Annotated in this window: 32 protein-coding genes and 1 tRNA gene; 3 read left to right on the top strand and 30 right to left on the bottom strand. The window is 56.9% G+C overall.

Features of this window, described 5'->3' with window-relative positions:
- Positions 1 to 3 precede the first annotated feature (3 nt).
- From FYJ60_RS06645 to FYJ60_RS06790, 29 genes are all read right to left on the bottom strand, one after another.
- The gene (locus tag FYJ60_RS06645) at positions 4 to 159 is read right to left on the bottom strand and encodes a hypothetical protein (protein ID WP_154457894.1); all 156 of its coding nucleotides are present in this window, start codon (positions 157 to 159) and stop codon (positions 4 to 6) included.
- Between the two features lie 62 nt (positions 160 to 221).
- Complete coding sequence (locus tag FYJ60_RS06650; RefSeq protein WP_154457895.1) at positions 222 to 629, bottom strand: hypothetical protein; 408 nt, start codon at positions 627 to 629, stop codon at positions 222 to 224.
- An 82-nt stretch (positions 630 to 711) separates the two neighbouring features.
- On the bottom strand, positions 712 to 1,302 hold the full coding sequence (locus tag FYJ60_RS06655; RefSeq protein ID WP_154457896.1) for a major tail protein: 591 nt from the start codon (positions 1,300 to 1,302) through the stop codon (positions 712 to 714).
- Between the two features lie 14 nt (positions 1,303 to 1,316).
- On the bottom strand, positions 1,317 to 1,661 hold the full coding sequence (locus FYJ60_RS06660) for a hypothetical protein (protein WP_154457897.1): 345 nt from the start codon (positions 1,659 to 1,661) through the stop codon (positions 1,317 to 1,319).
- Complete coding sequence (locus FYJ60_RS06665) at positions 1,642 to 2,037, bottom strand: HK97 gp10 family phage protein (protein WP_154457898.1); 396 nt, start codon at positions 2,035 to 2,037, stop codon at positions 1,642 to 1,644. Before FYJ60_RS06665 ends, FYJ60_RS06660 begins: the two co-directional genes overlap by 20 nt.
- Positions 2,034 to 2,201, bottom strand: coding sequence for a hypothetical protein (locus tag FYJ60_RS06670; RefSeq protein WP_154457899.1), 168 nt, complete (start codon positions 2,199 to 2,201; stop codon positions 2,034 to 2,036). Before FYJ60_RS06670 ends, FYJ60_RS06665 begins: the two co-directional genes overlap by 4 nt.
- Positions 2,198 to 2,533 (bottom strand): hypothetical protein, encoded by a 336-nt coding sequence (locus tag FYJ60_RS06675; protein WP_154457900.1) that lies wholly within the window; start codon positions 2,531 to 2,533, stop codon positions 2,198 to 2,200. Before FYJ60_RS06675 ends, FYJ60_RS06670 begins: the two co-directional genes overlap by 4 nt.
- On the bottom strand, positions 2,514 to 2,840 hold the full coding sequence (locus tag FYJ60_RS06680) for a hypothetical protein (protein WP_154457901.1): 327 nt from the start codon (positions 2,838 to 2,840) through the stop codon (positions 2,514 to 2,516). Before FYJ60_RS06680 ends, FYJ60_RS06675 begins: the two co-directional genes overlap by 20 nt.
- A 22-nt stretch (positions 2,841 to 2,862) precedes the next feature.
- A complete protein-coding gene (locus FYJ60_RS06685) occupies positions 2,863 to 4,113 on the bottom strand; it encodes a phage major capsid protein (protein ID WP_154457902.1) in 1,251 nt (416 codons plus the stop codon).
- Between the two features lie 6 nt (positions 4,114 to 4,119).
- Positions 4,120 to 5,130: a head maturation protease, ClpP-related gene (locus FYJ60_RS06690; RefSeq protein ID WP_154457903.1), complete on the bottom strand. Its 1,011-nt coding sequence runs from the start codon at positions 5,128 to 5,130 to the stop codon at positions 4,120 to 4,122.
- Complete coding sequence (locus FYJ60_RS06695; RefSeq protein ID WP_154457904.1) at positions 5,093 to 6,412, bottom strand: phage portal protein; 1,320 nt, start codon at positions 6,410 to 6,412, stop codon at positions 5,093 to 5,095. Before FYJ60_RS06695 ends, FYJ60_RS06690 begins: the two co-directional genes overlap by 38 nt.
- 12 nt (positions 6,413 to 6,424) lie before the next feature.
- On the bottom strand, positions 6,425 to 8,119 hold the full coding sequence (locus tag FYJ60_RS06700; RefSeq protein ID WP_154457905.1) for a terminase TerL endonuclease subunit: 1,695 nt from the start codon (positions 8,117 to 8,119) through the stop codon (positions 6,425 to 6,427).
- On the bottom strand, positions 8,097 to 8,468 hold the full coding sequence (locus FYJ60_RS06705; RefSeq protein ID WP_154457906.1) for a hypothetical protein: 372 nt from the start codon (positions 8,466 to 8,468) through the stop codon (positions 8,097 to 8,099). Before FYJ60_RS06705 ends, FYJ60_RS06700 begins: the two co-directional genes overlap by 23 nt.
- Entirely contained in the window at positions 8,431 to 9,696 is a 1,266-nt protein-coding gene (locus FYJ60_RS06710) for a ParB N-terminal domain-containing protein (protein ID WP_154457907.1), read from the bottom strand. The genes FYJ60_RS06705 and FYJ60_RS06710 overlap by 38 nt, the downstream gene beginning before the upstream one ends.
- Positions 9,697 to 9,840: 144 nt before the next feature.
- Positions 9,841 to 10,194: an HNH endonuclease gene (locus FYJ60_RS06715; protein WP_154457908.1), complete on the bottom strand. Its 354-nt coding sequence runs from the start codon at positions 10,192 to 10,194 to the stop codon at positions 9,841 to 9,843.
- An 88-nt stretch (positions 10,195 to 10,282) separates the two neighbouring features.
- Positions 10,283 to 10,828 (bottom strand): hypothetical protein, encoded by a 546-nt coding sequence (locus FYJ60_RS06720; RefSeq protein ID WP_154457909.1) that lies wholly within the window; start codon positions 10,826 to 10,828, stop codon positions 10,283 to 10,285.
- On the bottom strand, positions 10,825 to 12,189 hold the full coding sequence (locus FYJ60_RS06725; protein WP_154457910.1) for an SNF2-related protein: 1,365 nt from the start codon (positions 12,187 to 12,189) through the stop codon (positions 10,825 to 10,827). Before FYJ60_RS06725 ends, FYJ60_RS06720 begins: the two co-directional genes overlap by 4 nt.
- Positions 12,186 to 12,518: a VRR-NUC domain-containing protein gene (locus FYJ60_RS06730; RefSeq protein WP_330579134.1), complete on the bottom strand. Its 333-nt coding sequence runs from the start codon at positions 12,516 to 12,518 to the stop codon at positions 12,186 to 12,188. Before FYJ60_RS06730 ends, FYJ60_RS06725 begins: the two co-directional genes overlap by 4 nt.
- Positions 12,519 to 12,810: 292 nt before the next feature.
- Positions 12,811 to 13,125 carry a hypothetical protein gene (locus FYJ60_RS06735; RefSeq protein ID WP_154457911.1) on the bottom strand — a complete coding sequence of 105 codons (315 nt, stop codon included), beginning with the start codon at positions 13,123 to 13,125 and terminating at the stop codon, positions 12,811 to 12,813.
- Positions 13,126 to 13,259: 134 nt separating this feature from the next.
- On the bottom strand, positions 13,260 to 13,883 hold the full coding sequence (locus FYJ60_RS12630; protein WP_235903356.1) for a hypothetical protein: 624 nt from the start codon (positions 13,881 to 13,883) through the stop codon (positions 13,260 to 13,262).
- Between the two features lie 12 nt (positions 13,884 to 13,895).
- Entirely contained in the window at positions 13,896 to 14,252 is a 357-nt protein-coding gene (locus FYJ60_RS06745) for a hypothetical protein (protein WP_154457912.1), read from the bottom strand.
- A 10-nt stretch (positions 14,253 to 14,262) separates the two neighbouring features.
- Positions 14,263 to 16,731 carry a virulence-associated E family protein gene (locus tag FYJ60_RS06750; protein ID WP_205839003.1) on the bottom strand — a complete coding sequence of 823 codons (2,469 nt, stop codon included), beginning with the start codon at positions 16,729 to 16,731 and terminating at the stop codon, positions 14,263 to 14,265.
- A 13-nt stretch (positions 16,732 to 16,744) separates the two neighbouring features.
- Positions 16,745 to 17,080 carry a DUF4406 domain-containing protein gene (locus tag FYJ60_RS06755; RefSeq protein WP_154457914.1) on the bottom strand — a complete coding sequence of 112 codons (336 nt, stop codon included), beginning with the start codon at positions 17,078 to 17,080 and terminating at the stop codon, positions 16,745 to 16,747.
- 37 nt (positions 17,081 to 17,117) lie between these two features.
- Positions 17,118 to 17,660 (bottom strand): hypothetical protein, encoded by a 543-nt coding sequence (locus FYJ60_RS06760; RefSeq protein WP_154457915.1) that lies wholly within the window; start codon positions 17,658 to 17,660, stop codon positions 17,118 to 17,120.
- A 10-nt stretch (positions 17,661 to 17,670) separates the two neighbouring features.
- Complete coding sequence (locus FYJ60_RS06765; protein WP_154457916.1) at positions 17,671 to 19,830, bottom strand: DNA polymerase; 2,160 nt, start codon at positions 19,828 to 19,830, stop codon at positions 17,671 to 17,673.
- A complete protein-coding gene (locus tag FYJ60_RS06770; protein WP_154457917.1) occupies positions 19,805 to 20,365 on the bottom strand; it encodes a DUF2815 family protein in 561 nt (186 codons plus the stop codon). Before FYJ60_RS06770 ends, FYJ60_RS06765 begins: the two co-directional genes overlap by 26 nt.
- A gap of 23 nt (positions 20,366 to 20,388) precedes the next feature.
- A complete protein-coding gene (locus FYJ60_RS06775) occupies positions 20,389 to 21,597 on the bottom strand; it encodes a DUF2800 domain-containing protein (protein WP_154457918.1) in 1,209 nt (402 codons plus the stop codon).
- Positions 21,590 to 22,171, bottom strand: a complete 582-nt coding sequence (locus FYJ60_RS06780) for a hypothetical protein (RefSeq protein WP_154457919.1) — start codon at positions 22,169 to 22,171, stop codon at positions 21,590 to 21,592. The genes FYJ60_RS06775 and FYJ60_RS06780 overlap by 8 nt, the downstream gene beginning before the upstream one ends.
- 283 nt (positions 22,172 to 22,454) lie before the next feature.
- A complete protein-coding gene (locus tag FYJ60_RS06790) occupies positions 22,455 to 22,742 on the bottom strand; it encodes a helix-turn-helix domain-containing protein (RefSeq protein ID WP_154457921.1) in 288 nt (95 codons plus the stop codon).
- A 203-nt stretch (positions 22,743 to 22,945) separates the two neighbouring features.
- Here FYJ60_RS06790 and FYJ60_RS06795 point away from each other — a divergent pair, with 203 nt between their 5' ends.
- The 3 genes from FYJ60_RS06795 to FYJ60_RS06805 all read left to right on the top strand — a co-directional run bounded on the left by FYJ60_RS06795 (position 22,946) and on the right by FYJ60_RS06805 (position 25,104).
- Complete coding sequence (locus FYJ60_RS06795; protein WP_154457922.1) at positions 22,946 to 23,293, top strand: helix-turn-helix transcriptional regulator; 348 nt, start codon at positions 22,946 to 22,948, stop codon at positions 23,291 to 23,293.
- Positions 23,294 to 23,354: 61 nt separating this feature from the next.
- Entirely contained in the window at positions 23,355 to 23,621 is a 267-nt protein-coding gene (locus FYJ60_RS06800; protein WP_154457923.1) for a hypothetical protein, read from the top strand.
- 13 nt (positions 23,622 to 23,634) lie between these two features.
- Positions 23,635 to 25,104 carry a recombinase family protein gene (locus FYJ60_RS06805; protein ID WP_154457924.1) on the top strand — a complete coding sequence of 490 codons (1,470 nt, stop codon included), beginning with the start codon at positions 23,635 to 23,637 and terminating at the stop codon, positions 25,102 to 25,104.
- On the opposite strand, the gene FYJ60_RS06810 is transcribed toward FYJ60_RS06805, so the two are convergent.
- Positions 25,093 to 25,165: transfer RNA gene (locus FYJ60_RS06810), tRNA-Ala, on the bottom strand. The two genes, FYJ60_RS06805 and FYJ60_RS06810, sit on opposite strands and share 12 nt — an antisense overlap.
- Positions 25,166 to 25,268: the final 103 nt, after the last annotated feature.

Below are 25,268 nucleotides of genomic sequence, written 5' to 3' on the forward strand. Positions count from 1 at the left end.
CCCTTAAAATGCGGCGAACCGATCAATGTCGGCCTGTGTTGCTTTCCTTGTCCGGATTTTCGCCCCGTTTCCAGATTCGGGCGAGCTTTCCGCTTTTCGGGCTTCCTCGGTCATCTGATTCCACTCGATGATGTAGTCGATCCACCCGCCGATCGTCATGACGTCGGCGTCGGCTCGTGTGAGCCCGCGCATGAGTCCCGCCGCGAGGATCCGATCCGTTGTTACTTCTTGGTCGTCGTCGCCTTCTTGGCCGTCGGAATCGGGGCTTTCGATTTTTTTGAGGCAAAGCATGACAAAATCAGATCCGGGAAAAGGTCAGAAATGACGTCGAGCGGCTCAAAGTCGTCGCCGAACGATGCGACCCATGTCAGAGGGTCCGGGATGTTGAAGTCCACAAGACGAGCCGCGGACCATGCGATCTCGACGACGCCAGAGAAACCCAGGCGCTCGAGGAAAGTCATCGCAAGCTCGCTCTCGTCGGGCTTTTTCTTTGTATTTGCTGTCTCGCGGATGATCGGAATGAGGATCGGCAGCGCGTCGCGGCCGAACTGTGATTTATAGATTAGTGTCCAGGCGAACGAGGTCGAAAACGTGACCGACTTATCGCCGAACTGGAGAGTTTTCAGCATTGTTTACCTCCGAAAAACACAAAAAATAAGCGGCTCAGGCATAGCAAGCCGAGCCGCTTACCCTTTTCAAACGTGCGGCCGTTTATGATGTGGCCGCGTTAGGATCGACATATTCATAAGGGGCCGTGCCGTACCAGTCGGAATAGGCCGCGTCCCCTTCCTCCGCTGTCACCTTGACGTATCCGTTATCAATACGAGGGCTTGCGGAGAAATCGAGCTCCGACTTGTTCGGGTCGATCTTGTCCTCTTTGGTAGAGGACGAAATACCCGGGCGAGTTGCCAGGCAGCGGTAGAACAGGAACCGGCGCTTCTTAACGTCGCCCTTGATCTCGAACGCAATAGCAAACTCGGACGGCTGAACGTCGGCGTTCTCAAAGATCGCGCCGTTCTTGTCGACGATTTCCTTGAGGATCTGAGTCCGGAATGCGGAAACCAGATCCGCGACGGTCAGCTTTCCGGAGTAGCCGGTATTGCTGACCGGTCTGTAATAAATGCCGTCATCGGCATAAAACGGATCACTGGAGCCCTCAGCGTCGAAACTCATTTCTGTCGCGCCGGGCTGAGCGAAAACCGTGCCATAGGTCGGCTTGCCGGTGTCATCGGTCGAGGTGATCGGCCAGATGTGCACGTTAGACAGGCCAAACGTGACTTTGTTAGTTGTCTTATCAGACATTTCCTTTACCTCCTCTAAAATTCATAAAGCGATTCGTAGAAGTCCTCATCCTCGATGTAAACGGTGTCCGCCGTTCTCTCATAGACGAGCTCAGCCGCGTCGGCCTGAGACTCAAAGACCTCCATGATCGTGTCCATTGTGTCCGGATCGTCGGCATAAAACTCGACGTCCTCGCTATCGTCCCGAGCGTAGACCTTATCGTCGGCCTTGAAACCGGGAACCGCAATGCGCCGATAGACGGCAAACGGTGTCGAGATCGGGTCGTCCTGGGTGAAATGGTCGTAGACGTAGCCCGCAATGATGCCGGCGTCTTTCATTGCCTGGAGGATCGTCTTGATCTCAGTCTCCTTTTTGTGCAATTTCTTCCACCCCTTCCTGAACCTTCTCGACCGCTGCCTCCTCTGCCGGCTTGATGTGCGCCCGCCCAGGAACTCGGCCGCCTCCTCGTTTTGCGTGTCCTTTTTCGAGGAGGTGGGCGATCTGATAACGATCGCGGCTATGCACCGTCGCTATGGTATAGAGCCCGGCGCTCCCTTCCTCGATCTTCACAGACCAACTCTTTTTATAGCGGCCCGTCCTCACGGGTGCGCCGTTCTTGACGTCGTCCTTTGCCTCTTTGGCCACCTTCTTTATGAGCTCCCCGGTCGCTTTCCGGACGTTGTCGCCGTACTTGTCGAGGATCTTGTTGACGGTTGCGCTGAGGTCGCCGACATCAATCGTCGACGAGTTACTCATTTCTTTTTCGGCTCAGCCGCCTCGGTCTCGGTTTTGTCCTTGACCTCAGTCGCGAGCCCATCGGACACGAGCAAGGCGCCGCGAGCGTTTTCAACGTCGAGGATCTGCCCGGGGCTCGCTTCAAAGCGCCCGGAGATGAACCTCTTTTTTGCTTTTATCTTCATGTTGCCTCCTTAATCTGCACCGTAACGGACTCGAGATCATAAAGATCGACGCCGCTCTCGGGTTTTGCCTGGATGCGGGTGATCCTATACTGCCGGCCGTCTTTTTGATCGACGGCGATGTCCATCCGGTTTACTTTGTCGGTGTGCGGCACTTTAATCACGCGGTCGATGCGATTGCCGTCCGCGCTGTTCTCCGCGGAATAGTAACGGACCACGCCGACCGATTGCTCCTGATAGCGGAGCGAGATCTTGAGGTCGCCGAGGCGGCGGTCCTTTGCCGCGTAGATCTTGACCGCCCCGTCATTAAAGACCTCAACCTGTTGTCTTGGCATTCGCATAGTCTGTCACCGCTTTCGCGTCCCTCAGGCTGTTAATGTCTGAGAGGTAATTCGTTTTGAACTGATCGACCGCACCCGCTCGATCGTAGAGCAGATAAGCAAACAAGAGCTCCTGAGCGCTAGGGTCGGCAGAATCGCCAGAAAAGGCCGACGTTTCGACGCCGGTCTTTCTGACTATAAAGGCGATGCCGCGCCGGATCGAGCCCTTGAGCTTGTTGTCGGTCGTGTCGTCTGCCCAGGTGATGTCGAGGTAGTTTTTCGCCTCGCTGAGCAGCTCGTCCGAGACTTCGATTGCGCTCATCGTCTACCTCCTCCCGGTTCTATTAAGCTGTGACGTTCTGAACCTTGAGATACTTAGGCTTGAGGCCGGAAATGTCGAGGCGGAGGAATGCGTTGTTATCCTTCGGGCGGCCGTTCGCATAGGCGACGATCTTGTAGTATCTCTTGTCGTCGAGGAACTTGTAATCGTCGGAGAACTGGATGCCCTTGCTGCCACCGACGCCGAGGAAATAGCGCTTAGCCATACCGAGCTCGGCCTCGCCCTGAGGTACGGCGATCGACTGAATGACCTGAGTCGGATACGGCAGAACGTCGTTGACATAGGTGCCGTTTGCATTGAGGACGGTAGTACCAGGCATGATGAGCTTGAAATAATCGAACGGATTGACAACCATGACGAGGTTGCTGACCGCTCTCGGCTTTCCGGTCTGAGTCTTGGCAAGCTGAGCAATCAGATTGCCGTAGGTGTCAGAGTTGAGATCGGTGATCGCGATCTTGTCCTTGCGAGGATAAACGCCCGCAGTGACAGTGACATCGTCGGCGACGGAACGGTCCATGCCGATCGGCATATTGTGACCGGATCCGGTGACGATGCCGATCTCATAGCCGATGGAAAGAGCCTCGGAGAGGCAAGTGCGGATATAAGAGTCGATCCATGCGGGGCCGAGGTCGAGCATGGCCTCCTCGATCGGCATGAACGCGGAGAGCTTGAACTGTCCGAGGTCGATCGTCTCGAAACCGCTTGTCAGCTCAGCCTCGACGGCCGCGGTGACATCGCCCCAGGTTGCGGCACCGGTGATTGTGACATCATCGTTTACGGTTGCGCCGTCGGTGCCCTTTACAGAGTAGGCGATGGTCGGCACGCCGTCCTTGTTGATAATGAAACGGGTCAGGCCGGTTGTGTTGACAGCGTCAACGGCGGCGAGCAGAGGATGAGACTGCTGCATATCCTCCATGACCTGTTCAATGATCGTAGTCGGGAAAGTCTTGTCCGCGCCGGTCAGAGCCATCATCGGGTTGCCCTTGTTAGAGCGGGCGGCCTCGATAAAGGTGTTGTAGAACTTGCTCTCCTCGTTTGTGAGCTGTCTCACACCGCGGCGTGCCAGAACGGCAGCATCGGCATTTGCTCCGACGCTCTGAGCGGATGCGAGGATCTGATCGTTGATATTCTGGAAAAGATCCTGCAGACCGAGTTCAAAATCCTCGGTATTGCCCTCGCGGGCCGCGTTTGCGATTCGCTGAGCGATCGCCGTCTGGGTCTCGTTCATCTCATCTTTGTTTCTGAGTGTAGGCATATCTTGTTACCTCCTTCTGTGTGCCGGATCCTCCGGCTTTGTGAAATTGAAAAATCCTTTATGCTCATCGCGTGCCGGAGATTTCGGCGCGGGATTGCCTAAAAATTTGTTGACGACCGCCGCAGCCCGATCGGCGAGACCGGGATCGGCGGCCAGTGCTGCCTCGACTCTTGCAGCCAGAGCGACGAGCTGAGGGCAAGTATCGATAGTGTTCGCGAGTGTCGCAAACGGTGCGAGCGTGTCGTTGAGCTTTCCGGCCAGGTCCTCGATATCCTTGAGCCCGGACACGTCGACGTCGATCGTCCCGAAACTCCTATCGTGTGGCCTGGAGACCGCGGCCATGATCGAGCGCATTGCGTCGTTGCTGATCGCGGCGACGTCGCCGCCCTCCTCGGGCTCGGATTCCACGTTGGAGACCTCAGTCGCAAAACCCATGCGGACCGCGTCCTCGGGCTTGATCCACGTCTCAGCCCTGAGCATGTCATCGAGCTCCTCGCGGGAGACATTGACGCCGCTCTCGAGGTAGGCGTTGACGGCCGCGTCCGTGACGGTCCTGAGCGTGTCGGCATATTTCTCCAGGTCGTCGGCGTTGCCGTCGACCGATGTATAGGCGGCCTGGTGGATAAATAGCAGAGACGCCGGCTGCATGACTCGGCGGGATCCGGCAGCAAAGATGATGCTCCCGGCAGACGCCGCGAAACCTTCGCAGATCGTCGTCACGTTCTCGCGATCCTTGAGGGTGTTATAGATGCCGAGGCCCTCTTTGAGATCGCCGCCGTTGGAGTTGATGTGGACCGTGATCGCGGTGTCTGCCGGGATCCCGTTGAGCTCCTGGACGAGGCCATACGCGGAGCGCTCCGACGGATCGCGGAAAAGTCTCCCGAGACCGTGAGCCTCGGGCGCGATGTTGCCGAAAATGTAGACATCGGCGACCTTTGCCTCATCGTCCTCCTCGATGTAGAAATACGGCGCCGGCTCTTTATTGATCGTCGCCGGTGTCTTGTTGTTCGTTGACATTGTTGTTTACCTCCTCTTGTTCCGGATCCGGCTCGTCGTCCGGTTCCTGTTCTGTGTCTTGGGTGTCCTGATCGGGCCCGGTTCGAGTCGGATCCGTCATCGGATCCGCGCGTGGCTGACCGTCCACGACGCCGTCGAGCTGATCCGCCGCCGGCGCGTAGTTCTTTGTCATCCAATGCTGCCATGCCCACGACTCGTCAATCACGGCCTCGCCGAGCCTTGCCCTGATCTCGTTAATACAGAACGTGCCGGACCCGATGAGCTTGTCGATCGGATCGGCGATGTCGAACAGATCGCGGTAGCGGACGTTCGAGTAGTTCGGCACGATGTAAGAGCCGGCGAAAACTCTCGACTGACCGTAGAGCTTGCGGTTGAGTTCCTGGACGATCATGCCCGCGAGCGGTTTGATCGTCGTGTTCATGAAATGCGTGAAATCCTGATCGGTGACTCCCTTTCCTGTCGCGATGCTAGGCGGAACGCCGAGCGCCTCGGCTGTGAGCTCCATGATGTCGTCCATCATTGCACGGACGTCTCTCGTCGACCCCGCTGAGGTTCCGGAGGTGTCCTGAAACTCGTAGCCGTCGAACACCGGCAGCACGGCATTGTCTGACGTGAAATACTTTTTCATCTTGTCCGTGACGAGATCCGTGTAGGTGCTCTCGAAATCCGGATCCTGTTCGGCGATCTCGTGAACTCTGAGCACGCCATGACCGCCCGCGTCTCTTACGATCTTTTTGGTCGTTGCCTTGAGCAGATCGCCCTCGGTGGCCGCGATCGCGTTGACGCTTGTCTGGATCGAACTCCCCTCGATCGTGAAATGCAAGACGGCAGAGGCCCCAAAAACGCCGGGGATCGATTGCCCGTCGCTTGTTATGTCTCGGTAGATGTTACCGGTGAGCCGGCGTTCAACGGTGAAACCGTCGGCGACATATCGGCCGCCCGCGTACTCGACAACGATCGCCTCCTGGGCGAGATAAAGCTGAGATACGAGATGTCGGAAAAATTCGGCACGGGTTTCGTTCGGATTCGGTGCATAGTTCCACGCCCAGGCCTCACCGGCCTGGACACGGCGGCCGCGTCGGTATGTGTCCCACTCAACGAGAGAGACGGTCGAACCGATCCGACGCACGCAGCTCCAGAACGCCATATTTTGCAGATATGAGGCAAGTCCGGCCAGCGCGTCGGCGTCGTAGTCTGTCGAGGCTTCGAGGAAATCCCCGGTCGCGGTCTCTGAGTCGCTGCCTGTTTTTCGTAAAATCCATTTAAGTAAATTAAAGGCCATGTGTCGCCCTCCTTAAAAGCTGATGACGTCGAGCTTGCGGTGTCCGGCGCGTCGTTCGATGATCCGGTCCTCAATCGTCATCGCGGCCACGAGGGCCATGAACGGGTCCGTCTTGCGGCTCTTTGCCTCGATCTTGCCGTAGACGTAATTCCCGAGATCCTGATCGTTTTCTTGTCCGGGCCGTCTGCCGTAGCGGATGAGCTTCGTGTTATTCGTTGCCCATCTCAACTCCGGGGCGTCGTCCCAGGTGAACCACTGATTCGCAAAGCATGAGTCGATGACCGGCGCGATCTTCATGATGTCGCTCGGCCGGACGAGCTTGAGGTTCTTGAGGTCCTTCGGATCGTAGCCGATGCCGGCGAGCTGCCGGGCTAGCAGCGCAAAGCGGAAATCGTCGATCGCGACCGCCCGGATTGAATACTTTTTTCTCATTTCCACGAGGTACGAGGTTATAAGATCCGGATGGATCTCGACGTCATCGACGACCGTGAGCCGACCGTCGTCGGCCCATTTCCGCCAGGGTGCTTTGATCCTCGGCAGATCTTTCGACCGGGAGCAGACCCACGAGTGCGTGATGTCGTAACGGTTGTCGCCCTGTTTGAAATGGAGGTCGACACTCACCCAGTCAGTGATCTTTGAAAAGTCGATGCCGGCGACGCAGCTCCACCCGGTCAGATCCGGGAGCGGGCGGTTCGTCGCCTTGATGTTCTCGTAGTCTGTCACCTTGATGTCATTCGCCTGATCCGGCAGGTTCATTCGCTTTGTCATGAATGCCGGGAGCCGGTGCGGGTTCGCTTTCCATTCCCGGTACTCTTTTTCTGTCTCAGATCTCAGCGACGGGAGATAGGGGAGCGACGGGTTCGCCTTTTCCCAGTTCGCCTCGTCGTCGACCTCCTCTTTGGAGTCGAGTCGACAGATGAACGGGAGCAAACCATTGTCCGGATCCCCGCCGAACAGAATGCCCTCAGACGTTTCGAGGAGATCGTCGAGCGGTCCCTCGCGGACGTCGCCGTTTGTCGTATAGTAAGACCGGCGCGGATGCGGATGCTTGCCGAGGCCGGTCGTGAAAACATTGATGTTTCTGTAGTCCTCGTATTGATGGATCTCATTGAACACGACGATCCCCGACCGCATTCCGTCTTTTCCTTTCGGGTTGTTCGTGCGGCCCTTGATCTGACCGCCGCCGCGGAGATCCTTGACGCTTTCCGTTTTCCAGGAAAAATAGCGCTTTAGTTTCTTTTGGTACTCGCTATGGTCAAAGGCGTCCACGATGTCGAGGACCGGGCGAAGGGCCTGTTCCTCGTTGTTCGCGCAGACGTCGACGTCATAGCCCGGGATCCCGTTGTAAGGCGAGATCAAGGCGACGGACTCGAGGGCGATCGTTCCGTCCTTGCCCGCGCCTCGACCGATCATGCAAAACAGGTCTGTCCACCGTGGGAGCTTGCTGTCCCTCCAGTAGGTGCAGTCATGGAGGACGATGACGAACTCCTGCCAGGGGAACAGCTGCTCGAACGGGAAATACTTGGCCAGGCCGAGATAATGGTCGGCCTGATCGGTGTCGATATAGATGTCCTCATTCTCGAAACAATAGAGGACATGATCGACGAGGGCCTTGACCTCTTTGTCGGTGCGGAGCTTTCCGGACTTAACGAGGTCAATAAAGTTCTGAACATGCGGGCATAGCTTAGAGGTCGATGTCTCCGCCATCGTCTGTCGCTGCTCCTAGCACCGGCCCGTCCGCAAAGGTCGTGATAATCTTGAGGAGCGTCGCGACGGTCTGATTCGCCGCGGTGCTCGTCTTGTTGTACTCGCCGATCGCGGGGTTCGCGACGATGTTCGGACGCCCTCGGACGTACTCCTTCTCGATGAGGACATCGCTCTCGTCGATCTCCTTCTGGAGGCGAGTCAACGTGTTTAGCTGTGTCTTGTATCGGCTGAATGTTGTCACAAAAAAGAAATTTTGTTCGACGCCTCCGCGCTCGGCCATTTCGATGAGCTGCTTTGCGACCGCGTTGAGGTTATTCTTTTTTGCGGTTTGTTTTTTCGTTGTGGCCATTGTCTGCACCTTCTAACGTTTCGATAATCTTCAGTTCCCGCGGAGAGAGAGACCACTTGATCGCGTTCGTTTCTTGCTCCGCTTTGTTTCGCTCCGCTTTGTTTCGGGCTTCGATCATCGCCGCACGCGGAACGAGGTAGCCGCTGCCGTAGATGCCGCGACCAGAGTCCTTTTGCGATTCCAGTTCGCGGACGAACTCGGCGCGGTTCTCGCGGTAGTCGACGCCGTAGCCGGACCACTTGCCGAGCATGACCGACGTGACAACGCCGTCCGGATATTCGTACTTGTCCGGATGGTTCTTGTTCTCCGCGTTGATCTCGTCGTTGACGGCTTTGACCTTTGCAGTGAGATTCGGGGCGGTGCGTATGAGATCGCCCCGAGAGCAGACGAACGAGGTCCGGACCTCCGCGCCGTTGTCGTATGTGATCGAGACACTCGCCGCGATGTGCGACGTCGCCGGGCGTAACCCGAGCAGAGTCAGCGCCGGAGCGAACAGGAAATAGTCGATTTTATGATCCTCATACCATGCGAGGATCTGAGACAGGATCGAAAACGGCGGGTTGTCGATGACGACGCACCCGTCGGGATAATTCTCTCGCTGATAATCGCCGCCCGGATAAAACGGACGGACGATCTTGCGATCTTGCCACCCGTATTCCTCAACGGCCCAGTCTTTCACCGCGTTATAAATAGCGGGCGGGGTGTAACAGTCGTCGGTTGTGAGCTTTGGCTTGAATTTGTCCTCAAACTCGTCGTACTGTTCATCCCGCTCGCCGTTTGCCTTTGCATTGTCGACGGCCTCGGCGATCTTCTCGTCCTCGTCGACATCCGGATCCAGGAGCTCAGGGTCGTCGAGCTCGAACACGCCCATATCTGAGCCCTTGAGCTCAATGAGCTCCTCGTCGAGGAGCTGAGCATCCCATGTCGCAAGCTCGGAGACCTTGTTGTCCGCGATCCGGAACTCCCGGGCCTCCCGCTCGGTCAGATCGTCGGCCACGATGACAGGGACTTCTTTAAGCCCGAGCTTTTTCGCGGCCTTGAATCTCGTGTGTCCGGAGATAATTACGCCCGAGCCGTCAACGATGATCGGGTTCTTGAACCCATAGCGCTTGATCGACTCCTCCAGAGCCGGGACCGCGGCGTCATTGCGTCGAGGGTTCCGGGCGTATGGCTTGAGCTCCGATAATTTTTTGTATACAATTCCGACCTTTTTCCGATTATTTGGCATATTTCCCTAGCGATTCCCAAAACTTCGCGCGCGACCGGCTTTTTTGGAATTGTCGAGGCCAGCCCCGGTACCGAGGGAAATGAGAAAAATTTTTATTTTTGACCCGGGGGGTATGATTCTAAAATCCTCACGCAAGAAAATTTTTTAATCCCACCGTTCCTCGGTGATCGGTTCCGAAATTTTTCTTCTCAGCTTCTCCGGATGCTCCTCGTCGTGGCAAGAGGAGCAGAGGCTCACGAGATTCCTCCGCTTTGTATGTGTCACCGGATCTTTGTACCAGATCTCAAGCGCAAGGTCCGGCCGATCTTTTAAGTGATTGACATGATGAACCGTGTCCGCCTTGCGGTATCTGTGATAGACCTCCCGACATCTCTGACACTCGTACCGATCGAGCGCTAGGACCTCGGCCCTTTTGCTTAGCCACTTGCTCCACTGATAAAACCGGTGCGGATTATTCTGCACGCACCACCACGCGTATGCTATCTCTGACTCTGTCATTGTTTCGCCCACGCAAAAGGGCAAGACCTTGTCGGCCTTGCCCTCACTACTTCACGGTATTGATTATACCCCGAAACCATTTTCTAGTTTAACCCACTTTTTCATTCTCGATCTGGAGAACGTCGAGCCGGTAGAAGAACGCCCGCCTTATCCCGTAGAAATCCGTCGAGCCGATCGGAAGACCGCATCGCCTCATCGTCTGCGTATAGCTCAACCCTTCGGAGACAGAGACGAGCAGTGCCCTCCAGATGTGGCGATAGCCCGCAGCATTCGCAGCCCACATTGCGGACTCCTCGATGATCCGACAATCATGCCTCGCCTTCTCGGTTCTCATCGCGTGCCTGATCGCTGCCGTCTCGGTCGGACTCCCGCCGAAACCTCCGCCGCTGCCGATCTTGTCGTAGCGGATCGCCGGCGCGCTCGCGTCTGTCAAGCTGTCTGCCTCTGCCCGCTTGGCTTTGTACTGGAGACAGAAATGTCTCAGCTCTTGGTATCTCTCGCGGCTGATCTCGTAGTCGTCCCACGTCAGATCCCTCAGGCGTTCCCGCGCTTGCCGCTTCTCGAGATCCCTGATCGCACGGAACGCCTCGCCGGCTGTCGGATCGTCGTAGCCCTCGCTGTTCTTGTAGCTCATTGATTCACCTCCTCTCGCAAGTCCTTAAGCGCTGTCATGAGCGCAGCCTGACTTGTGTCTTTTCTATCGAGACTATCGGCCACCCTCTCGTCGACGGTTCCCGTCGCGATGAGCCGGTGAATGATAACCGGCCGCTTTTGGCCTTGCCGGTATAGCCTCGCGTTCGCCTGTTGATATTGATCGAGACTCCACGGCAGAGAGTACCAGACGATAATGTGCCCGCCGTCCTGGAGATTGAGACCATATCCGACGGACGCCGGATGCGCGATGAGCACCCGGATCCGTCCGTCATTCCAGTCCTTGATGTCTGTCTCTGTCTTGAGTTCCCTCGGCTCGTACTTGCTGAACGCCTTGAGGATCCGTGCCCGCTCGTGTCGATAGCCGTAGAAAATGAGCACCGGCTCAGAGCTTGCCTCGATGATCTCCGCGAGTGTATCGAGCTTCTCGCGATGAAACTCAACCGCTCCGCCGTTGTCGTCATAGACCGCGCCGCCTGAGAGTTGTAGGAGCTTTCCCATGACGGCCGCGGCATTTGCTGCCGAGATCGCGGTGTCCTCGCTCAGCTCGAGGAGGTGTTCACGCTCGAGCTTTTTGTAGACCGCCCGTTCATCGTCGGTGAGCGTGACCCGGACGTCCCGGTCGATCCGATCCGGCAGCTCGAGGTAGTCCGCCGAGAGCATTGAGATCGTGATGTCGCTGATCTTGTGCGTGATCGCCGCCTCAGCTCCCTCGACCGGTGTCCAGTCGTAAACGACGTGCCCGTTCGTTCGACCCGGACGAAAGTATAGCTGCCGGAATCTCGTGACAGTCCGCTCGAGACGTTCACCGCCGTCGAGGACAAAGATCTCGGCCCAGAGATCCATGAGCCCGTTCGGATCCGGTGAGCCGGTGAGCCCGACGATCCGACGAAACTTTGGCCGGACCTTTTTCAAGGCCCGGAACCTTGCAGCCGCCGGATTCTTGAAACTTGTCAACTCGTCCACAACAAGCATGTCCCATTTCCACATTCCGCGGTAGTTATCCACAAGCCAGACCACATTCTCGCGGTTGATAACGTAGATGTCCGCGTCCTCCGCGATCGCGGCCTTGCGCTTTGCAGCGGAGCCGAGGATCTTCGCGACCCGGAGATCTTTGAGGTGATCCCACTTGTCGCACTCCCGGCTCCAGGTGTCTTTTGCGACCATGAGCGGAGCGATGACAAGCACCCGTGTCACGTCGAGCTCGTCATAGATGAGCTGCTTGATCGCTGTGAGTGTGATGACGCTCTTGCCTAAACCCATCTCGAGGAATAGCCCGACCGAGGGCTGTGAGATGATCTTCTCGATCGCTCGACGTTGATAGTCGTAGGGCACAAACTTCATAGCCGTCCCTCCTGGACATCGGATACAAACCGATCGACGTCGTCCTTGCCATAGAGCACCCGGACATCCTGTCCGTGATCGCGGATCCTCCCGATCTGATAGTTCTGGATGTCACTGAGCTCGCCGCGCTCCGTCTTGAGCTCGACAAAGATGACCCGACCACCAGACGTGACGACGATCCGATCCGGCACTCCGTCATTGCCAGGGCTTACAAACTTATAGACAAGGCATCCCGCTTTTCTGAGCCGGTTGCAAAAGGACCGCTCGAGGTTTGCCTCCCGTCTTATAGATTTCTCCATTTCATAGCCTCCCGTCTTTTCGTGGGACAATCTCCCACGCGCGTATTAGAGCATTCATTTTTTACACTTATTTCTGCTTTTTTCTTGGTAGCAGATAGTTTTTTCTGTGGAATTGTTTTGCTTTATTTTCTTGTCCCTTGTCCCATAAATGGCTAAAAAGCCTATACAATCAACGTTTTCGGATGGGACAAGCTATGGGACAAGCGTCTTTGAGCTTGTCCCGTTGTCCCATGCCTCGGCGCTGACCTATGGGACAAGCTCCGGAGCTTGTCCCGCTTGTCCCATAGCTTGTCCCGTCATTTTCGGGAGCTTGTCCCATGATTTAATCGGTCGTTTTGAACTTCACGCCGGTCATTTGATAGACGTATTCTTGGTAGCCTTTGAGTGTCATCTCGCTATTGTCGACCTCGTTCCATTCGTCAACGATCGCCTCGCTCAGATCGCCGAGACGCTTAAAACCCCATCCGTATTTCTCGTGCATGACCTTAATGACAAGGGACAAGAGCATGGCTACCGCCTCAGCGGAGGCGTCGAGCTCCGCCTGCTGCCGGATCCGGTCGATGTCGCTTTGCCTCATCATGCGAGCCGGGTCCCGGTTCCCCGAAACACCGGCCGCGCGTCGCTGCTGCCTGTTCATTCATGCTGCCTCCTCAGTCGTCAAAGTCGTCCTGATCGCAAGTATCAAAGATGAGCGCAATAACAAGAATCACCACCGAGCTTACGGTGATCGCGCCGATGACGGCCAGAATGTCGATTAAAATCCTCATAGCCTTAGTCCTCCTCTGATAAAAGCCCGGCCTCGTCGAGCTGATCGACGGCCATATTGAGACCCGCAACCCAGAGATAGACCCTCGGGTCGACGGTTCGGCCCCAGGAGCTGGAGCCCTCCCACCAGTCGTCGCCGAGATACTTGTCCAGGAACTCGGCGACCTCGCCGTTCGGGAAAAAGCCGTGCGCGTTGACGTAGTTCGGGAGCTCGTCCTGGAACTCCTCCCAGTCATCCTTGAAATCGTCGTCATCGAAATCCACGCCGCTGTCTTTGAGTTCCTCCTCGATGTCGTCAATGATGTCGTCCTCGTCCCAGTTGAACCGATCGGAGGAGCACTGAAATTTTCCGATAAAGTAGTAGATGCTCCGGGTATACTCGGTGATATTGTGCACGCTATTCGGGTTGTACCATGTCGCAATGCAATCCCCGAGATCTCCGGAGATAATGAGTGATCCGCGCTTCTTGTCAATGATATAGTTCACATAGTAGTCGCCGCTGCCGTCGGCTTTCCTCCAGTCGATGACCGTGTAGCGGTCGGTGTTCTGGACGAGCGTCGCCTTGTGACCTCGCCTTTCGAAGGCTTTTTCTGCTTCTAATAATTTTCGGGTTTCCTCTGCCATCATCATGTATGCACCTCCTCAACAAAACGGGATATCTTCATTGTCGGGCATATCCTCAGCAGCCATTTCGGCCGCCTGGATGTCCTCGTCGATGTGATCGTCGTCCGGATCTTCGTCGATCTCTTTCAGGCGGTCATAAAATCGCCTTATCTTCATAACTTCGATGTCTCGATTCGCGGAGAGCTTGAGCTCTTTCGCGCAAGTCTCGACGTCCGTGAACTCCTCGATGAGGTGAGCCTTGGCCTCCCTTTCCGTGACCGGCGTCGGATTCTCTCCGCGCTCGATCCTCGCACACTTGAGCGCCGCCTGGGCGAGCTCGGCCGCCTCCTCGGCGAGCTGCTCGAGCCTTGCCGCTTTTCCGATGTATTCAATCATGTCGTGCCTCCTATCTTGTTTGTTTAACGAAAACCCTCTGCCGGCCATAGTCGGCGATGTACTGCCGCTGATCGGTGCGGACCCACCCGAGCCTCATAAGCATCGAGGCTATGTCGTAGGAATCCTTCCGGGTGATCCGCGCGAGCGGATTCCGGAAACATTCGCACCAGATTTCGACGACGGCGACGATCTCGCGGTCTTCGGTTGCCTCCTCGGCGCGCGGGATCGGCAGGATCGAGTCGGCGTCTCCGTCGAGAAACGCGATCCGCGCGTCTCGGCTCATTGTTTTCCAGTCCTTCGGGAGCTTGCGGGCAAGGAACGCCTCGACGAGGCCCTCGCGCTCATCGCTTTCGAGCGCCTCGGTCTGTTTTTCGAGCGCGATCGCCGCCGCGTCCTTGGAGAGTAGGAGCGACGTCTCGCCGAGTTCCTTGTAGCGGAAAAACATCTCGGCCCAGATCTGATCCCGATCGGCGTCGGTGAGGTTCCATGGTTTCTGTTCGGTTTGTCCTGTGATCTCGATCGGCCAGAACCGGCGGTTTCCGGTGATGTCCTTGAGGTAGCCGCCGGCGTTGTTTACAGTTCCGAAAATAACGCACTGTCTCGGATGCTTTTCCACGTTGCGGCCATAGGCGGCGCGGTAGATGTCCTCCTGTCTGGAGACGAAAGCCTTGATCGATTCGACGTCCATCTTGCGCATGCCCTTTAGCTCGCCGATCTCAATGATCCAATAGCCCTGCAGCTTTTCCGCTGCCGTTTTGTCCTTCATGTCCTCGAACGTGAGATTGTCAGAGAACCATCGCCCCGCGAGCTTAGCGACGAGCGTCGACTTGCCGGTCCCGGGCGGTCCGGAGAGAATCAGCATATTGTCGAACTTGCACCCGGGCTCGTAGATCCTCCGGATCGCGGCGAGAAGCGTCTTTTCAGTCGCCTCTCGGGTGTAAACATTGTCCTCGGCGCCCAGATAGTCGATGAGGAGCGTCGCCGCGCGCGCGTTTCCGTCCCACTCGAGCCCCTCAAGGTATTGCTTGACGGGGTGAAACGATCGCCCCTGGGCTCTTATGATTTTCTGATCGAGGACGTACTGCCTCGGGAACTCGGCATAATTGCTTGCGACGTAGGTGTAGAGCTGAGCGTCGTCCGCGTCGGTCCATGACCCCGGCCGGCGTTTCCAGGGAACCGGGTGTTCCGGGTCGATCTTGATGTCACCGGCGAGGAGGTCATATGTGAGCCCCTGGAGCGCCGGATCGAGCTCGAAAACACGGCCGGCATTGACGACCGATTTCTCGATGACGCCTTTGCCCGAGCGGTCGAGCTTGAGGCGGACGTCGGCGGGCGTGAGCTCTGTCTGCTCTCCATCGTCAAAGTCTGAGGCCTCGACGCTGTGATGCTCCGCGTCATAGATCCGGAGCGTCGGCTCGTCTTTGAGAGCAAAGTCCTCCATCGCCTTAAAACTCGGGCGCTTATTCGGTGCGACGTCTCCGTGGATCTTGTCGTCCTCGCCGCCGAACTTGTGGATCCGGACAAGGTCCCAGGCATTGCACTCGAGACCGCCGGCCGGATCCGTCCCATGATTTGAGAACGCGAACTTGCCGCCGTCATAGATGACAAGGCCGGCCGTCGTCGATCCGGGGATATAAGTGTAACGATCCTCGTGATCCGTCGGCGCGTAGACGTCGCCGAGGAACTTGTCAATCGCCTCGGGCACGGTGTAGGCACGGCAGAACGCGCCCACGATGCCCGGCTTGGTTGTCGGATCGGCTTGCTTGTCCGCGACCTTGCGGTGTGAGTCCGCCTCGAGCTTTGACGTCGGCCAGAGGGAGGCGTCATGCCATTCGCCCTCTGGGTATCGTCTCAGCACGTCATCGGGGTCCAGTAGCGGAGCGTCGACATAATCGAAAAAGTACGGCGCGTCCTCCGCGTGGCTTGGCCAGTACATGAGCCGAGACGGCTGAAATGTCGACGGGTCCATGTAGTCCATGCCGATGTCTGTCGCAAGCATTCTGGCGACCGCCTCATACTCGTCGGCGCTTACGTCTCGCGAGAGAGGAATGAGGAGCCGGAGCCTCGGCTTTTCCGGCTGATATTTGTGAGTTGAATAGCACGCCGAGGCGTAGGTCCCGTCGAGCTTCATCCCGGAGTAAAAATCCACCGGGGCAAAGTCCAGATCGAACGAGATGATCGAGCGCGACTTGACGGTTTTCGCGGATCGGCGGCCCTCACTCAGGGCACCGCCCACGAAACCGCCGACGTCTTTCGCGTTGTCCTGTTCGGCCTTGCTCATTTTCATGTACTCGGCAAAGGTTTCTGGCGTCGCCGTCGGCCTTGCGAGTCGGGCAAGCAGCGCCGACCACATGAACTGCTTGTTTTTCCAGTGCTTGTCGTACCGGTTTTTTCCTGTCGAGATCCATAGCCGGCGATCGTGGTCGATATGAGGCGCCGGCGGAAACTCGAGGATATTTTTTTCGGCTTGTTGCTGCATTGATGTCCCTCCCTTAGGCCTCGATATGATCGCGAGACCATCCCGCGTCGTATTCATAGACCGGCAGCCTGAGCGCATAGGCCGCGCCGAGCTCCATCTGAGCCCCGCGGGAGTGTTTCCACCCAGGCAAGAGGATGACGGCGTCCGCTGAGCAGACGAGATCGAGGCAGTGCTTCATGATGTCGTTGTAGCCGAGCCCGGTGCCCTCGAACATGAATCGAGGGTTGATGATATTGCAGAACCCGAGCTCGCGGAGATCTTGCTCAGCTCTCGCGAAATGCGCCGCGGAGATTGCTCCAGGGACCCCGGTTATAGGCCCGGAGATATAGATTTTTTTATTTCTTTTCATGTTTTCACCCTCCACGGGGCGGGACGAGCCCGCCCGATTATGCGATTAGGAAAGCCGGCCGGACCCCGAGGACGTTCGAGGCGTCCCAGGCGTCCGCATGGCCGCCGGTGTTGACAAGGCAGAAAATCGTCGAGGTATCGCGGAATGTGTTCGCGAGCCATCCCCATTCGGGATCTCCGCACCTTGACGCCGTGCGGTTGTGCGCGTCTGTCATGAGCGGCCATTGCTCGTGGCCATCCGGCTTTACCCAACTCGGGAGATTATCGCCGAACATTTCGCCCGCGAACGGGATCCGGAGCAAATCGCCGTTGTTCCATGGCTTCATGTAGGGGCGGATCTCCTCGAAATCGCTCAGGACGGTGTCGCTCTGGAGATATTTCCTGAGATCGCTATTGTCGTAGCCGCCGTGGTTCGTGTTCTTTTTGTTCATCGGCATGGGCCGGTCGAGGTACTGATCGAGCAGGAAAGTTGCACCTTTTTCGGTGACTTTTTGACATGTTGCCGTATATCGTCCGACGCGGAGCCGGTCGCCGATCTGGATGTCGGGTGTTTCGATTTCTGTCATTCTTTCGATTTTCATGAGTGTCCTCCTAGTCTTTTTGGTAGTAGTCGCAAGCATAGGTTCCGCCTTTGAGCGGGAGACCCGGTGCCCAGTCGATTGGCTCGGCCATGAGGCCGTCGATCCGGTCGAACGCGGCCTCGTCGGCTCGCGGTACGTCGATTATCATTTCGTCGTGGACGTGGGCAACGACGTGGTAGCCCATTTCTTCAACCTTGACCATCTTTTCGGCGAGGCAGTCCCTCGCGGTCGCCTGGACGATGTTCTCGGTCAGCTTGCCGCCATAGGTCCGGATCGGCGCCCAGGTGTGCGCCGTATCAGTCCCCCAGTATTCGATTTCTTTGCCGTAGTTCCCGTCCTGGAGCGCCGGCCACGGGTAGGCGATCGACCGCCCGCTCGGCAGCTTGCCGAACATGAACCGCCGGCCGTCGATCTCGTCCATCGAGAACCCGATCGCGATCGGCTTGCCGTTGACCGTTCGCTTGTGATACCGTCCGTCGTCTCCGATCGCCTCAATGTAGGCAAAGGATCTGCGGCCGGTCTCAATCGTTGTCTGAGCGCACCGCTCGAACAGTTTCCAGAGCCGGGTGATCCTCGGCGATCTCTCGCGCCACTTGCTCACGATGTCCGGCATGTCCTCCTCCGGGATCGTATGAGTTGTGTCCATAGCTTTCATAGCGCCGACGCCGCCGCCGTAGCCCAGGGCAAGCTCAGCGACTTTGCCGCGCTGTCTCAGGTGTCCGTTGACACCGTGCTTTACGACGGGAACGCAGAACATCTGAGAGGCAGAGGCGCAATAGATGTCTCCGCCGTTTCGGAATGTGTCAAGGCGCCATTGCTCCCCGCCGAGCCATGCAATGACCCGGGCCTCGATCGCGCTGAAATCCGTCACGATAAAGTGACACCCGTCCGACGGTATGAACGCCGTCCGCACGAGCTCGCTGAACACTTGCGCCGGCTCTCCGTACATCATTTCCAGAGCCTCGAAGTCTTTTTCCGCGACGGTCTGCCGCGCGAGATCGAGGTCCGGGATGTGGTTTTGCGGTAGGTTCTGGAGCTGAACGATCCGGCCGGCCCATCGTCCGGTCCGGTTTGCGCCGTAGAACTGGAGCATTCCGCGGACTCTGCCGTCCCGGCAGACCGAGTCGAGCATGGTCTGATATTTTTTTGTGCTGCTCTTGCCGAGGGCTTGTCTGAGTCTGAGCATTCTCCGCACTTTCGGGGAGTAGAGGCTCTCGTGTCCGGGCTTTAAGGCCTCGGCGACGGCAGCCTTAGACATATCGGTCGAGAGTCCGGGCGCACCGTTAGCAGAGAACCACCCCTTGAGCTGTGCGACACTGTTCGGATTCTGGAGCCCGGTGAGCTCTCGCGCCTCAGTCATGCAACGATCGACCCGGATCTTGTCATAGTCGACGATCCCCTGGACGAACGGCACGTCAATCCGGATCCCGCGGTCGCCGATATTCTGATCGACGGACCAGAGCCTTTGCTCTCTCGGGATCGGCCGGAACCTTTTGAGCCGGCTGAGGATCGCCTGTTCCGTTGTGACGTCTTGCTTGTTGTATACGCAGAACAAGTGCCACCGGTCGGGGTCGTCTTTTGGCATATTTCGGCGCCGTCCGCCGTTGCTCTTGGTCGGCGTGACGTACTTGCAGAAATACTGGATGAGCGCCTTGCCTGTTTTGAGCTTTTTCTGATCCTCCGGGAGCCCGAGAGCCTCGCCCGCGTCTTTCAGAGATCGCGGGAGGCCGAGCGTTGAGGCCAGAACGGCGGTGCATCTCCATTCGTCGGGATTGCACTCCGCGCCGTAGTAGCTCTTTAGGGTTGTGCGTTCAAAGTTTGCATTGTAGGCCGTTTTGATGATCGTCGGATCGTTGAGAGCCTGGAGGAACTCGTCCTCGTTTCCGTCGAGGATCTCCCCGTCTGCGCAGAGTTCTTTGAGCAGATCCGTCTTGCCGAACAGTTCCATCTGTTCGCCTTGTGCAGATAGATCGACGCCCAGGACTCCGGGCCGCTCAGCAAAGCGTCGCGGCATAAACTGTTTGACGGGGCCGTCCCCGATCTTGTACGCGACGAGTATAATTTCAAAATCAGGCGCGTCCGCGTAGGCGTACGCGCCGTTCTTGATGTCGGTTCCTGAAAAGGTCTCAACGTCGACGCCCATCTCAATCGAGATCGGTGTCAATGTCATCGTCCTCCTCGAAATCGTCCGCAGTCACATTGTTGCTGCCGCCGAGCTGATCGCCGTCCTTGATCTTTTTTATTCCCTTGAGGATGACGCCGACGCCATTCTGACTCATGTTATACGGATAGAACGCAACGATCGCGCGGACATAGCAGCCGGGATAGAGTTCCTCCGGGTCGATGATCTCGACGCCGTCCTCGTCGAAAAGTTTCGGACGGCTTGAGCTTCTCGCGCTGAAATAGTAGTTTCCGTCATAGGCTCCGGAGGTGTCGGTCGACTCGCTGCCGTCGTGGATCGGCTCGGTCAGCTTTCCCGGGATCTTTCCGCCCCATTTCTTGCTCTTGCCGTCCTCTTTTGCGAGCTCGACCGCCGCCTCGAGAACTTTGAGGCTTTCAGTGTCGTCTCCAGGAACGATGAGCGAGGCGCTGTACTTGTCGCTCGCCTCATCCTTCTCGAACAGATGCGGGTAGGAGAGTCTCACAAGTCCTGTGATAACGCTGCCGTCTTTCTTGATCTTTGCTGTGTACTTCTTGTCTGCCATTGCTTTGTCCTCCTTAATCAAAATCAATCATTGAAATCATCCGCTGTGACATTCGTCACGATTGCGGGACGTTTATCGCTTTCAGGTGCCAGTGTCGGCGCTCCCTCAGGCTTAAATACAAGCCCGGGCTCCTCAAGCACCTCGTGAAATTCCTTTTTTCCCATGAGCTGTGTCATCTTGGTCACGCCGAGGAGCTTTTTCTCGTAGATGAGGGCGGGATCGTAGCCGGCCTTGACGAGTGTCGCCGCGACGATTTCCTCGCTCTTGTACTTTCGCTTTGCCACGGACTCTACGACTTTCCACCCGGTCACGGCCTCGCCGCTCTGAGCGAGCTCGAGGGCCTCGTTTTCGAGATCCTTAGCCCACGCCGTGTACTCTCGGGCGGCGCTGAGTGCCCTGCCCATATCGTCTCCAGAGAGAACGGCGTTGTCCTTGCGCCGGCGCTCGATCATGTCCTCGAACTCGTGCATTTTCGCGGCACGGGCTTTACAGGACCCGGCGGCCGGACAAAAATGAGACTTGCACCACGGCCCGGGGGTGTATTTCGGGCTTTTGCTGAGTGCTCTCTTTGCAGCGGGCACGATGACGGCCTTGCCCCAGGAGCGGAGATCGTCAGCCGTGAGCTCCTCAGATGTCACCGAGTCGAGGCGGGGCTGATAGATGACCATCTTGACTCGGCTGAAATCGTAGGAGAGATCAAAGGCGGACATTGTGCCGTAGGTGTAGAGACGGATCTGAGGGTTCGCGATCGCACTGATTGGAACGCCTTTGCCGTATTTCAAATCAATGACCTCACAGGTGTCGTCGCCGATGATAACGACGTCCGACGTCCCGAAACCACCTGGAACGATGTCGGAAAAGTCGACATGCTGCTCAGTCATGAGCTCGGCGGCCGCGTCTTTTTTGCGGATCGCTTCATACTCCTCTATGACGTAGTCGACATAGGGCTCGAGGGTTTTCTTCATGTCATCGAACGATCCTGCGAGCTCTTTGTGTACTGAGTAGAATGCGTTGACGTTATCGCGTTCGACCATATACTCGGCGGAGATCTGAGGAGAGATCGATCCGGCGCGGGCATTTTCGATCATGGTCTGAGCCAGAGCGTGCGCGAGGGTTCCCTCCTCGGCAGCCGGCGACGTGGTCTCCGGAAATAACTCGGCCATGTGCACCGATCCCGGGCAATTTGTCCAGAGCTCGGCACCGCTCGCCGAGAGCTTTGCGTGTTTAGGCATTGTCCCCGCCTCCGATCTTGTTCGCCTCAGTGATGAACTCGGTAAACTTAGACGGGTCGAGCGTGCTGACGCTCTGGGCGCCGAGCTTGCCGAGAAGCGCTTTCATTTCGTCTTTGTGTCCGCCCTTGATAGCCGTGTGGAGAACCTTGCGGACGGCGGCAATGTCGGGCGTTCCCTTAGGCGGGTCGACCGGTTTCGGCATGACGTCCTCAGGCTTAGCTGAGGCCTCCGTTTTCTTCTTTTCCGGGGCCTTTGTGGTCTCGGTGGGCGATTTACCGTCTGATTCTTTCGGGGCGTCCTGAGGGCTCTCTGAGCTCTCTGCCGGGGCTACTTCCTTAAAGGCTCCGACCTTTTTTGCGGCCTCGAGAATACGATCCTCGTCGGATTTCTTGATCTTCTTACCGTCCGGGGTGTCGATGACCTCCGGGACGTCCGCCTGGATCTCGATGTCTCGGCCGTCCTTGTCGATATGGCTGAATGTCACGAAATTCGCAGCGAAACCGATGACCTTTGCGAACTGAGGGAGCTCTTTCATAAACCTCTCTGCGTTGCTGAACTCAAGTGTGATTTTCATGTTGTGCCTCCTTTGGCTTGTTAGCGTTTTCCGCCGTCGCCTGTCGTTTCTGATCGGCGTAGACCGCCTCAATCAGTGCCTCGGCGAGGTGTCTCAACTCGGGATGTCGATCCATCAGGACCACCTCGAGGCGAGGAGCTCGCAGCCACCCGCGAGCAATGCGGAGACAACGGCACCAGCCATAGTGACCGTGCCGACGATGCCGTCGCTGTCGATGAACGTCGCGAAAACGAGCGCGGCCATTAAGAAAAGGCCTGCCCGGGTTTCCCATGCCTCCCGCTTTTTATGTCTGTATCTTGAGATTTTTGTCATTGAGTGCCTCCGTGTATACGTTTCGTATACCTATTAAGCAAAAAAAAATATCGATCGGGACGTTGAAATGTCGGGAAATTGCAGACTTAACAGGATCCGCGGGGACTCGTTCGCCGGCCTCGTAGAGAGAAACGGCACCCACGGTCACGCCGATCGCGTCGGCGGTCTGTGTCTGGGTCTCACCCGCGTCGAGTCTGAGCTGTCTGAGCTTTTGCCCGAGCTTTTTCCGCTCCTCGATGCTCATCATGTTTAGCTTCATTTAGTGCCTCCATTTTGTGATATATGCCGCGGTCTCGGTGCGCGCTTGCCGGCGCGGCTTTTTCTGTACTTGAGGTTTACGTTCTGTATACCTCGACTAATACGTTATACGTTCCGTAAACTTTTGTCAATCAATTTTTTACAAAGTGTATAATTTTTATTTTACAGAGCGTATAATAGGAACCGGGCGAGGAGGCCCGAGCGATGAGAGAATTAAAAGACATATTAAGAGAACTCAGGGCCGAGCACGAGATGACTCAGGATGATCTCGCCCGGCAGATTGGAGTACAAAAGGCAACAATTTCCCATTATGAGGCGGGGACGAGATACCCGAAACGCGACACGCTCCAGGCGATCGCGGACCTTTTCAATGTGAGCACGGATTTCCTGACCGGGCGGTCGACTCGGACCGAGCTCGTCGTCAATGATGAGGAGAGGCTTTTAATCGAGGCATACCGTCACGCCGATCCGGGGATCCGCGAGGCGGTCCGGCGCGTCCTGAACGTAAAGGAAAAGACGACGGCAACCGACGACGATTCGGCCGCAATGTGATCTATGTAGATTTCAGATAACCCCGGCCGTTTTGGCCGTTTTTTACATGGAGGTGTTGAAAATGTTCGGAAACAAAGAAACAAAAGAGGAAAAACAGGCAAGAAAAGAGCAAGAACTCATGGCCCGGTATGGTCTGGAGGACGTGTCGCCGGAATATGCCGACGCGGTGAAAAAGGCGGTCAGTGGACTCACCGGCTCGAGTATGATCGAGCTCGGCACTGCACTCTCCGGATCTGCCCAGGACGTCGCAAAGCTGACGCTCCTCCGGGCGATTGTTGAACAGAATTTTATTATTATTCGAGAACTTGACAAGATTGCAAAGAAATAAGAGGTGTTTAGAAATGACCGGGGTTATTTATGCAAGATATAGCGAGGGCCCTCATCAGACCGATCAAAGCATTGAAGGCCAGGTGGCCGACTGTAAAGCATACGCGGCGCGGAATGGTATCGAGATCCTCGGCGTGTATGCGGATCGGCATATCTCGGGCAAGAGCGCAGCGACGCGGCCTGAGTTCCAGAGACTCATTGAGGACGCCCAGGCGGGGCGGTTTGAGTGCGTTGTCGTCTGGAAAATCGACCGATTCGGGCGAAACCGGGAGGACATCGCACTATATAAGCTCAAGCTCAAGCGCGCCGGCGTGAAGCTCTTTTACGCTGCCGAGTCCGTGCCCGAGGGTCCGGAGGGCATTATTCTCGAGAGCGTTCTCGAGGGGATCGCCGAGTATTATAGCGAGGATCTGAGGCAAAAGGTCATCCGGGGACGCCGTGAGACTCTGAAAAAGGGGATCCTTGCGGGCGAGGTCCTCCCGATCGGGTACAAACGCGACGAAAACCGGCATGTCATCATTGACGAGGAAAAGGCTCCGCTTGTCCGGGAGGTTTTCCGCAAGTATGCCGCCGGCGACGGGCTCAAGTCTTGCGTCGCCTATCTGAACGATCATCATGTAACCGGCGCAAGGGGCGCCAAAATGAGTACGGGCGTCGTCGGCAGAATGCTCCGGAACAGGCGATACCTCGGGATCTTTGACGAGTGCGGCGTCGAGCTCCGATTCGATCCGATCATTGACCCGCAAACCTTCGAGGAGGCTCAGAAAATGCACAAGACATCGAGAAACCGAAACATAAATGCCTCGGGCAAGGCAAAAGAGGCCTATTTGCTCTCGTGCCGGTGTTTTTGCGGGTATTGCCGGACGATGATCGTCGCCGATTGCGGAACAGGCAAGATGGGCAAAGTTTACCGGTACTACGCTTGCCCGAAACATAAGCGCGGCGGAGATCCGTGCGAGCTCAAGCCGATTCCGCGCGACGTTCTGGAGGATCTCGTTGTTTCTGCGACCGTCGAGGATATGCTCACCGACGAAACGATCAAAGCGCTCACCGATGAGGTCATGGATATTCAGACCGAGGGCGCTAAAGAGTCGCCGGCCGTGCCGCTGAGGGCAGCTCTCGACGGAAACAAGAAAAAACAGGCGAACCTTGTCCGTGCGATCGAACTCGGAAACGCTCCGGACATTCTTGTCTCAAGGCTCCAGGAGCTCACCGACGAGGCGGCAGAGCTCGAGCAAAAGATCCGCCAGGCGGAGTATGAGCGGCCGACGATCCCGCGGGATGTCATTGAGGGGTGGCTCCGGTCCTTCAAAAACGGCGACAAAAAAGACCCGGAGTTTCGGAAACGTCTCATCGAGACGTTCGTCGCCCGGGTCGATGTCTATAATGACAAAGCGGTTATTTATTACAATATCACCGAAAAAAAGCCGAAAAATAAGGCCGCATCCGGGGTTCGGATACGACCCGTAACGTGGAGCATATGAGATTCGAACTCACGACCTCCACAATGCGAATGTGGCGCGCTCCCAACTGCGCTAATGCCCCGTACAAATAGATAATTTACTCTGATTGCGGCTTCTTGTCAACGGTAATTCTTCGCAAAAGCCTTGCAGTCCGGCAGAACGCCCTGCCGGACTTTTATAAAACG

The organism is Bilifractor porci, assembly GCF_009696005.1.
Classification (GTDB): domain Bacteria; phylum Bacillota; class Clostridia; order Lachnospirales; family Lachnospiraceae; genus Bilifractor; species Bilifractor porci.

What these genes read in the sequence shown, in the direction of transcription:
- FYJ60_RS06645 (WP_154457894.1), bottom strand. Translation starts at nt 159, where the DNA reads ATGACGATCGGCGGGTGGATCGACTACATCATCGAGTGGAATCAGATG.
- FYJ60_RS06650 (WP_154457895.1), bottom strand. Translation starts at nt 629, where the DNA reads ATGCTGAAAACTCTCCAGTTCGGCGATAAGTCGGTCACGTTTTCGACC.
- FYJ60_RS06655 (WP_154457896.1), bottom strand. Translation starts at nt 1,302, where the DNA reads ATGTCTGATAAGACAACTAACAAAGTCACGTTTGGCCTGTCTAACGTG.
- FYJ60_RS06665 (WP_154457898.1), bottom strand. Translation starts at nt 2,037, where the DNA reads ATGAGTAACTCGTCGACGATTGATGTCGGCGACCTCAGCGCAACCGTC.
- FYJ60_RS06670 (WP_154457899.1), bottom strand. Translation starts at nt 2,201, where the DNA reads ATGAAGATAAAAGCAAAAAAGAGGTTCATCTCCGGGCGCTTTGAAGCG.
- FYJ60_RS06675 (WP_154457900.1), bottom strand. Translation starts at nt 2,533, where the DNA reads ATGCCAAGACAACAGGTTGAGGTCTTTAATGACGGGGCGGTCAAGATC.
- FYJ60_RS06680 (WP_154457901.1), bottom strand. Translation starts at nt 2,840, where the DNA reads ATGAGCGCAATCGAAGTCTCGGACGAGCTGCTCAGCGAGGCGAAAAAC.
- FYJ60_RS06685 (WP_154457902.1), bottom strand. Translation starts at nt 4,113, where the DNA reads ATGCCTACACTCAGAAACAAAGATGAGATGAACGAGACCCAGACGGCG.
- FYJ60_RS06690 (WP_154457903.1), bottom strand. Translation starts at nt 5,130, where the DNA reads ATGTCAACGAACAACAAGACACCGGCGACGATCAATAAAGAGCCGGCG.
- FYJ60_RS06695 (WP_154457904.1), bottom strand. Translation starts at nt 6,412, where the DNA reads ATGGCCTTTAATTTACTTAAATGGATTTTACGAAAAACAGGCAGCGAC.
- FYJ60_RS06700 (WP_154457905.1), bottom strand. Translation starts at nt 8,119, where the DNA reads ATGGCGGAGACATCGACCTCTAAGCTATGCCCGCATGTTCAGAACTTT.
- FYJ60_RS06705 (WP_154457906.1), bottom strand. Translation starts at nt 8,468, where the DNA reads ATGGCCACAACGAAAAAACAAACCGCAAAAAAGAATAACCTCAACGCG.
- FYJ60_RS06710 (WP_154457907.1), bottom strand. Translation starts at nt 9,696, where the DNA reads ATGCCAAATAATCGGAAAAAGGTCGGAATTGTATACAAAAAATTATCG.
- FYJ60_RS06715 (WP_154457908.1), bottom strand. Translation starts at nt 10,194, where the DNA reads ATGACAGAGTCAGAGATAGCATACGCGTGGTGGTGCGTGCAGAATAAT.
- FYJ60_RS06720 (WP_154457909.1), bottom strand. Translation starts at nt 10,828, where the DNA reads ATGAGCTACAAGAACAGCGAGGGCTACGACGATCCGACAGCCGGCGAG.
- FYJ60_RS06725 (WP_154457910.1), bottom strand. Translation starts at nt 12,189, where the DNA reads ATGAAGTTTGTGCCCTACGACTATCAACGTCGAGCGATCGAGAAGATC.
- FYJ60_RS06735 (WP_154457911.1), bottom strand. Translation starts at nt 13,125, where the DNA reads ATGAACAGGCAGCAGCGACGCGCGGCCGGTGTTTCGGGGAACCGGGAC.
- FYJ60_RS12630 (WP_235903356.1), bottom strand. Translation starts at nt 13,883, where the DNA reads ATGATGATGGCAGAGGAAACCCGAAAATTATTAGAAGCAGAAAAAGCC.
- FYJ60_RS06745 (WP_154457912.1), bottom strand. Translation starts at nt 14,252, where the DNA reads ATGATTGAATACATCGGAAAAGCGGCAAGGCTCGAGCAGCTCGCCGAG.
- FYJ60_RS06750 (WP_205839003.1), bottom strand. Translation starts at nt 16,731, where the DNA reads ATGCAGCAACAAGCCGAAAAAAATATCCTCGAGTTTCCGCCGGCGCCT.
- FYJ60_RS06755 (WP_154457914.1), bottom strand. Translation starts at nt 17,080, where the DNA reads ATGAAAAGAAATAAAAAAATCTATATCTCCGGGCCTATAACCGGGGTC.
- FYJ60_RS06760 (WP_154457915.1), bottom strand. Translation starts at nt 17,660, where the DNA reads ATGAAAATCGAAAGAATGACAGAAATCGAAACACCCGACATCCAGATC.
- FYJ60_RS06765 (WP_154457916.1), bottom strand. Translation starts at nt 19,830, where the DNA reads ATGACATTGACACCGATCTCGATTGAGATGGGCGTCGACGTTGAGACC.
- FYJ60_RS06770 (WP_154457917.1), bottom strand. Translation starts at nt 20,365, where the DNA reads ATGGCAGACAAGAAGTACACAGCAAAGATCAAGAAAGACGGCAGCGTT.
- FYJ60_RS06775 (WP_154457918.1), bottom strand. Translation starts at nt 21,597, where the DNA reads ATGCCTAAACACGCAAAGCTCTCGGCGAGCGGTGCCGAGCTCTGGACA.
- FYJ60_RS06780 (WP_154457919.1), bottom strand. Translation starts at nt 22,171, where the DNA reads ATGAAAATCACACTTGAGTTCAGCAACGCAGAGAGGTTTATGAAAGAG.
- FYJ60_RS06790 (WP_154457921.1), bottom strand. Translation starts at nt 22,742, where the DNA reads ATGAAGCTAAACATGATGAGCATCGAGGAGCGGAAAAAGCTCGGGCAA.
- FYJ60_RS06795 (WP_154457922.1), top strand. Translation starts at nt 22,946, where the DNA reads ATGAGAGAATTAAAAGACATATTAAGAGAACTCAGGGCCGAGCACGAG.
- FYJ60_RS06800 (WP_154457923.1), top strand. Translation starts at nt 23,355, where the DNA reads ATGTTCGGAAACAAAGAAACAAAAGAGGAAAAACAGGCAAGAAAAGAG.
- FYJ60_RS06805 (WP_154457924.1), top strand. Translation starts at nt 23,635, where the DNA reads ATGACCGGGGTTATTTATGCAAGATATAGCGAGGGCCCTCATCAGACC.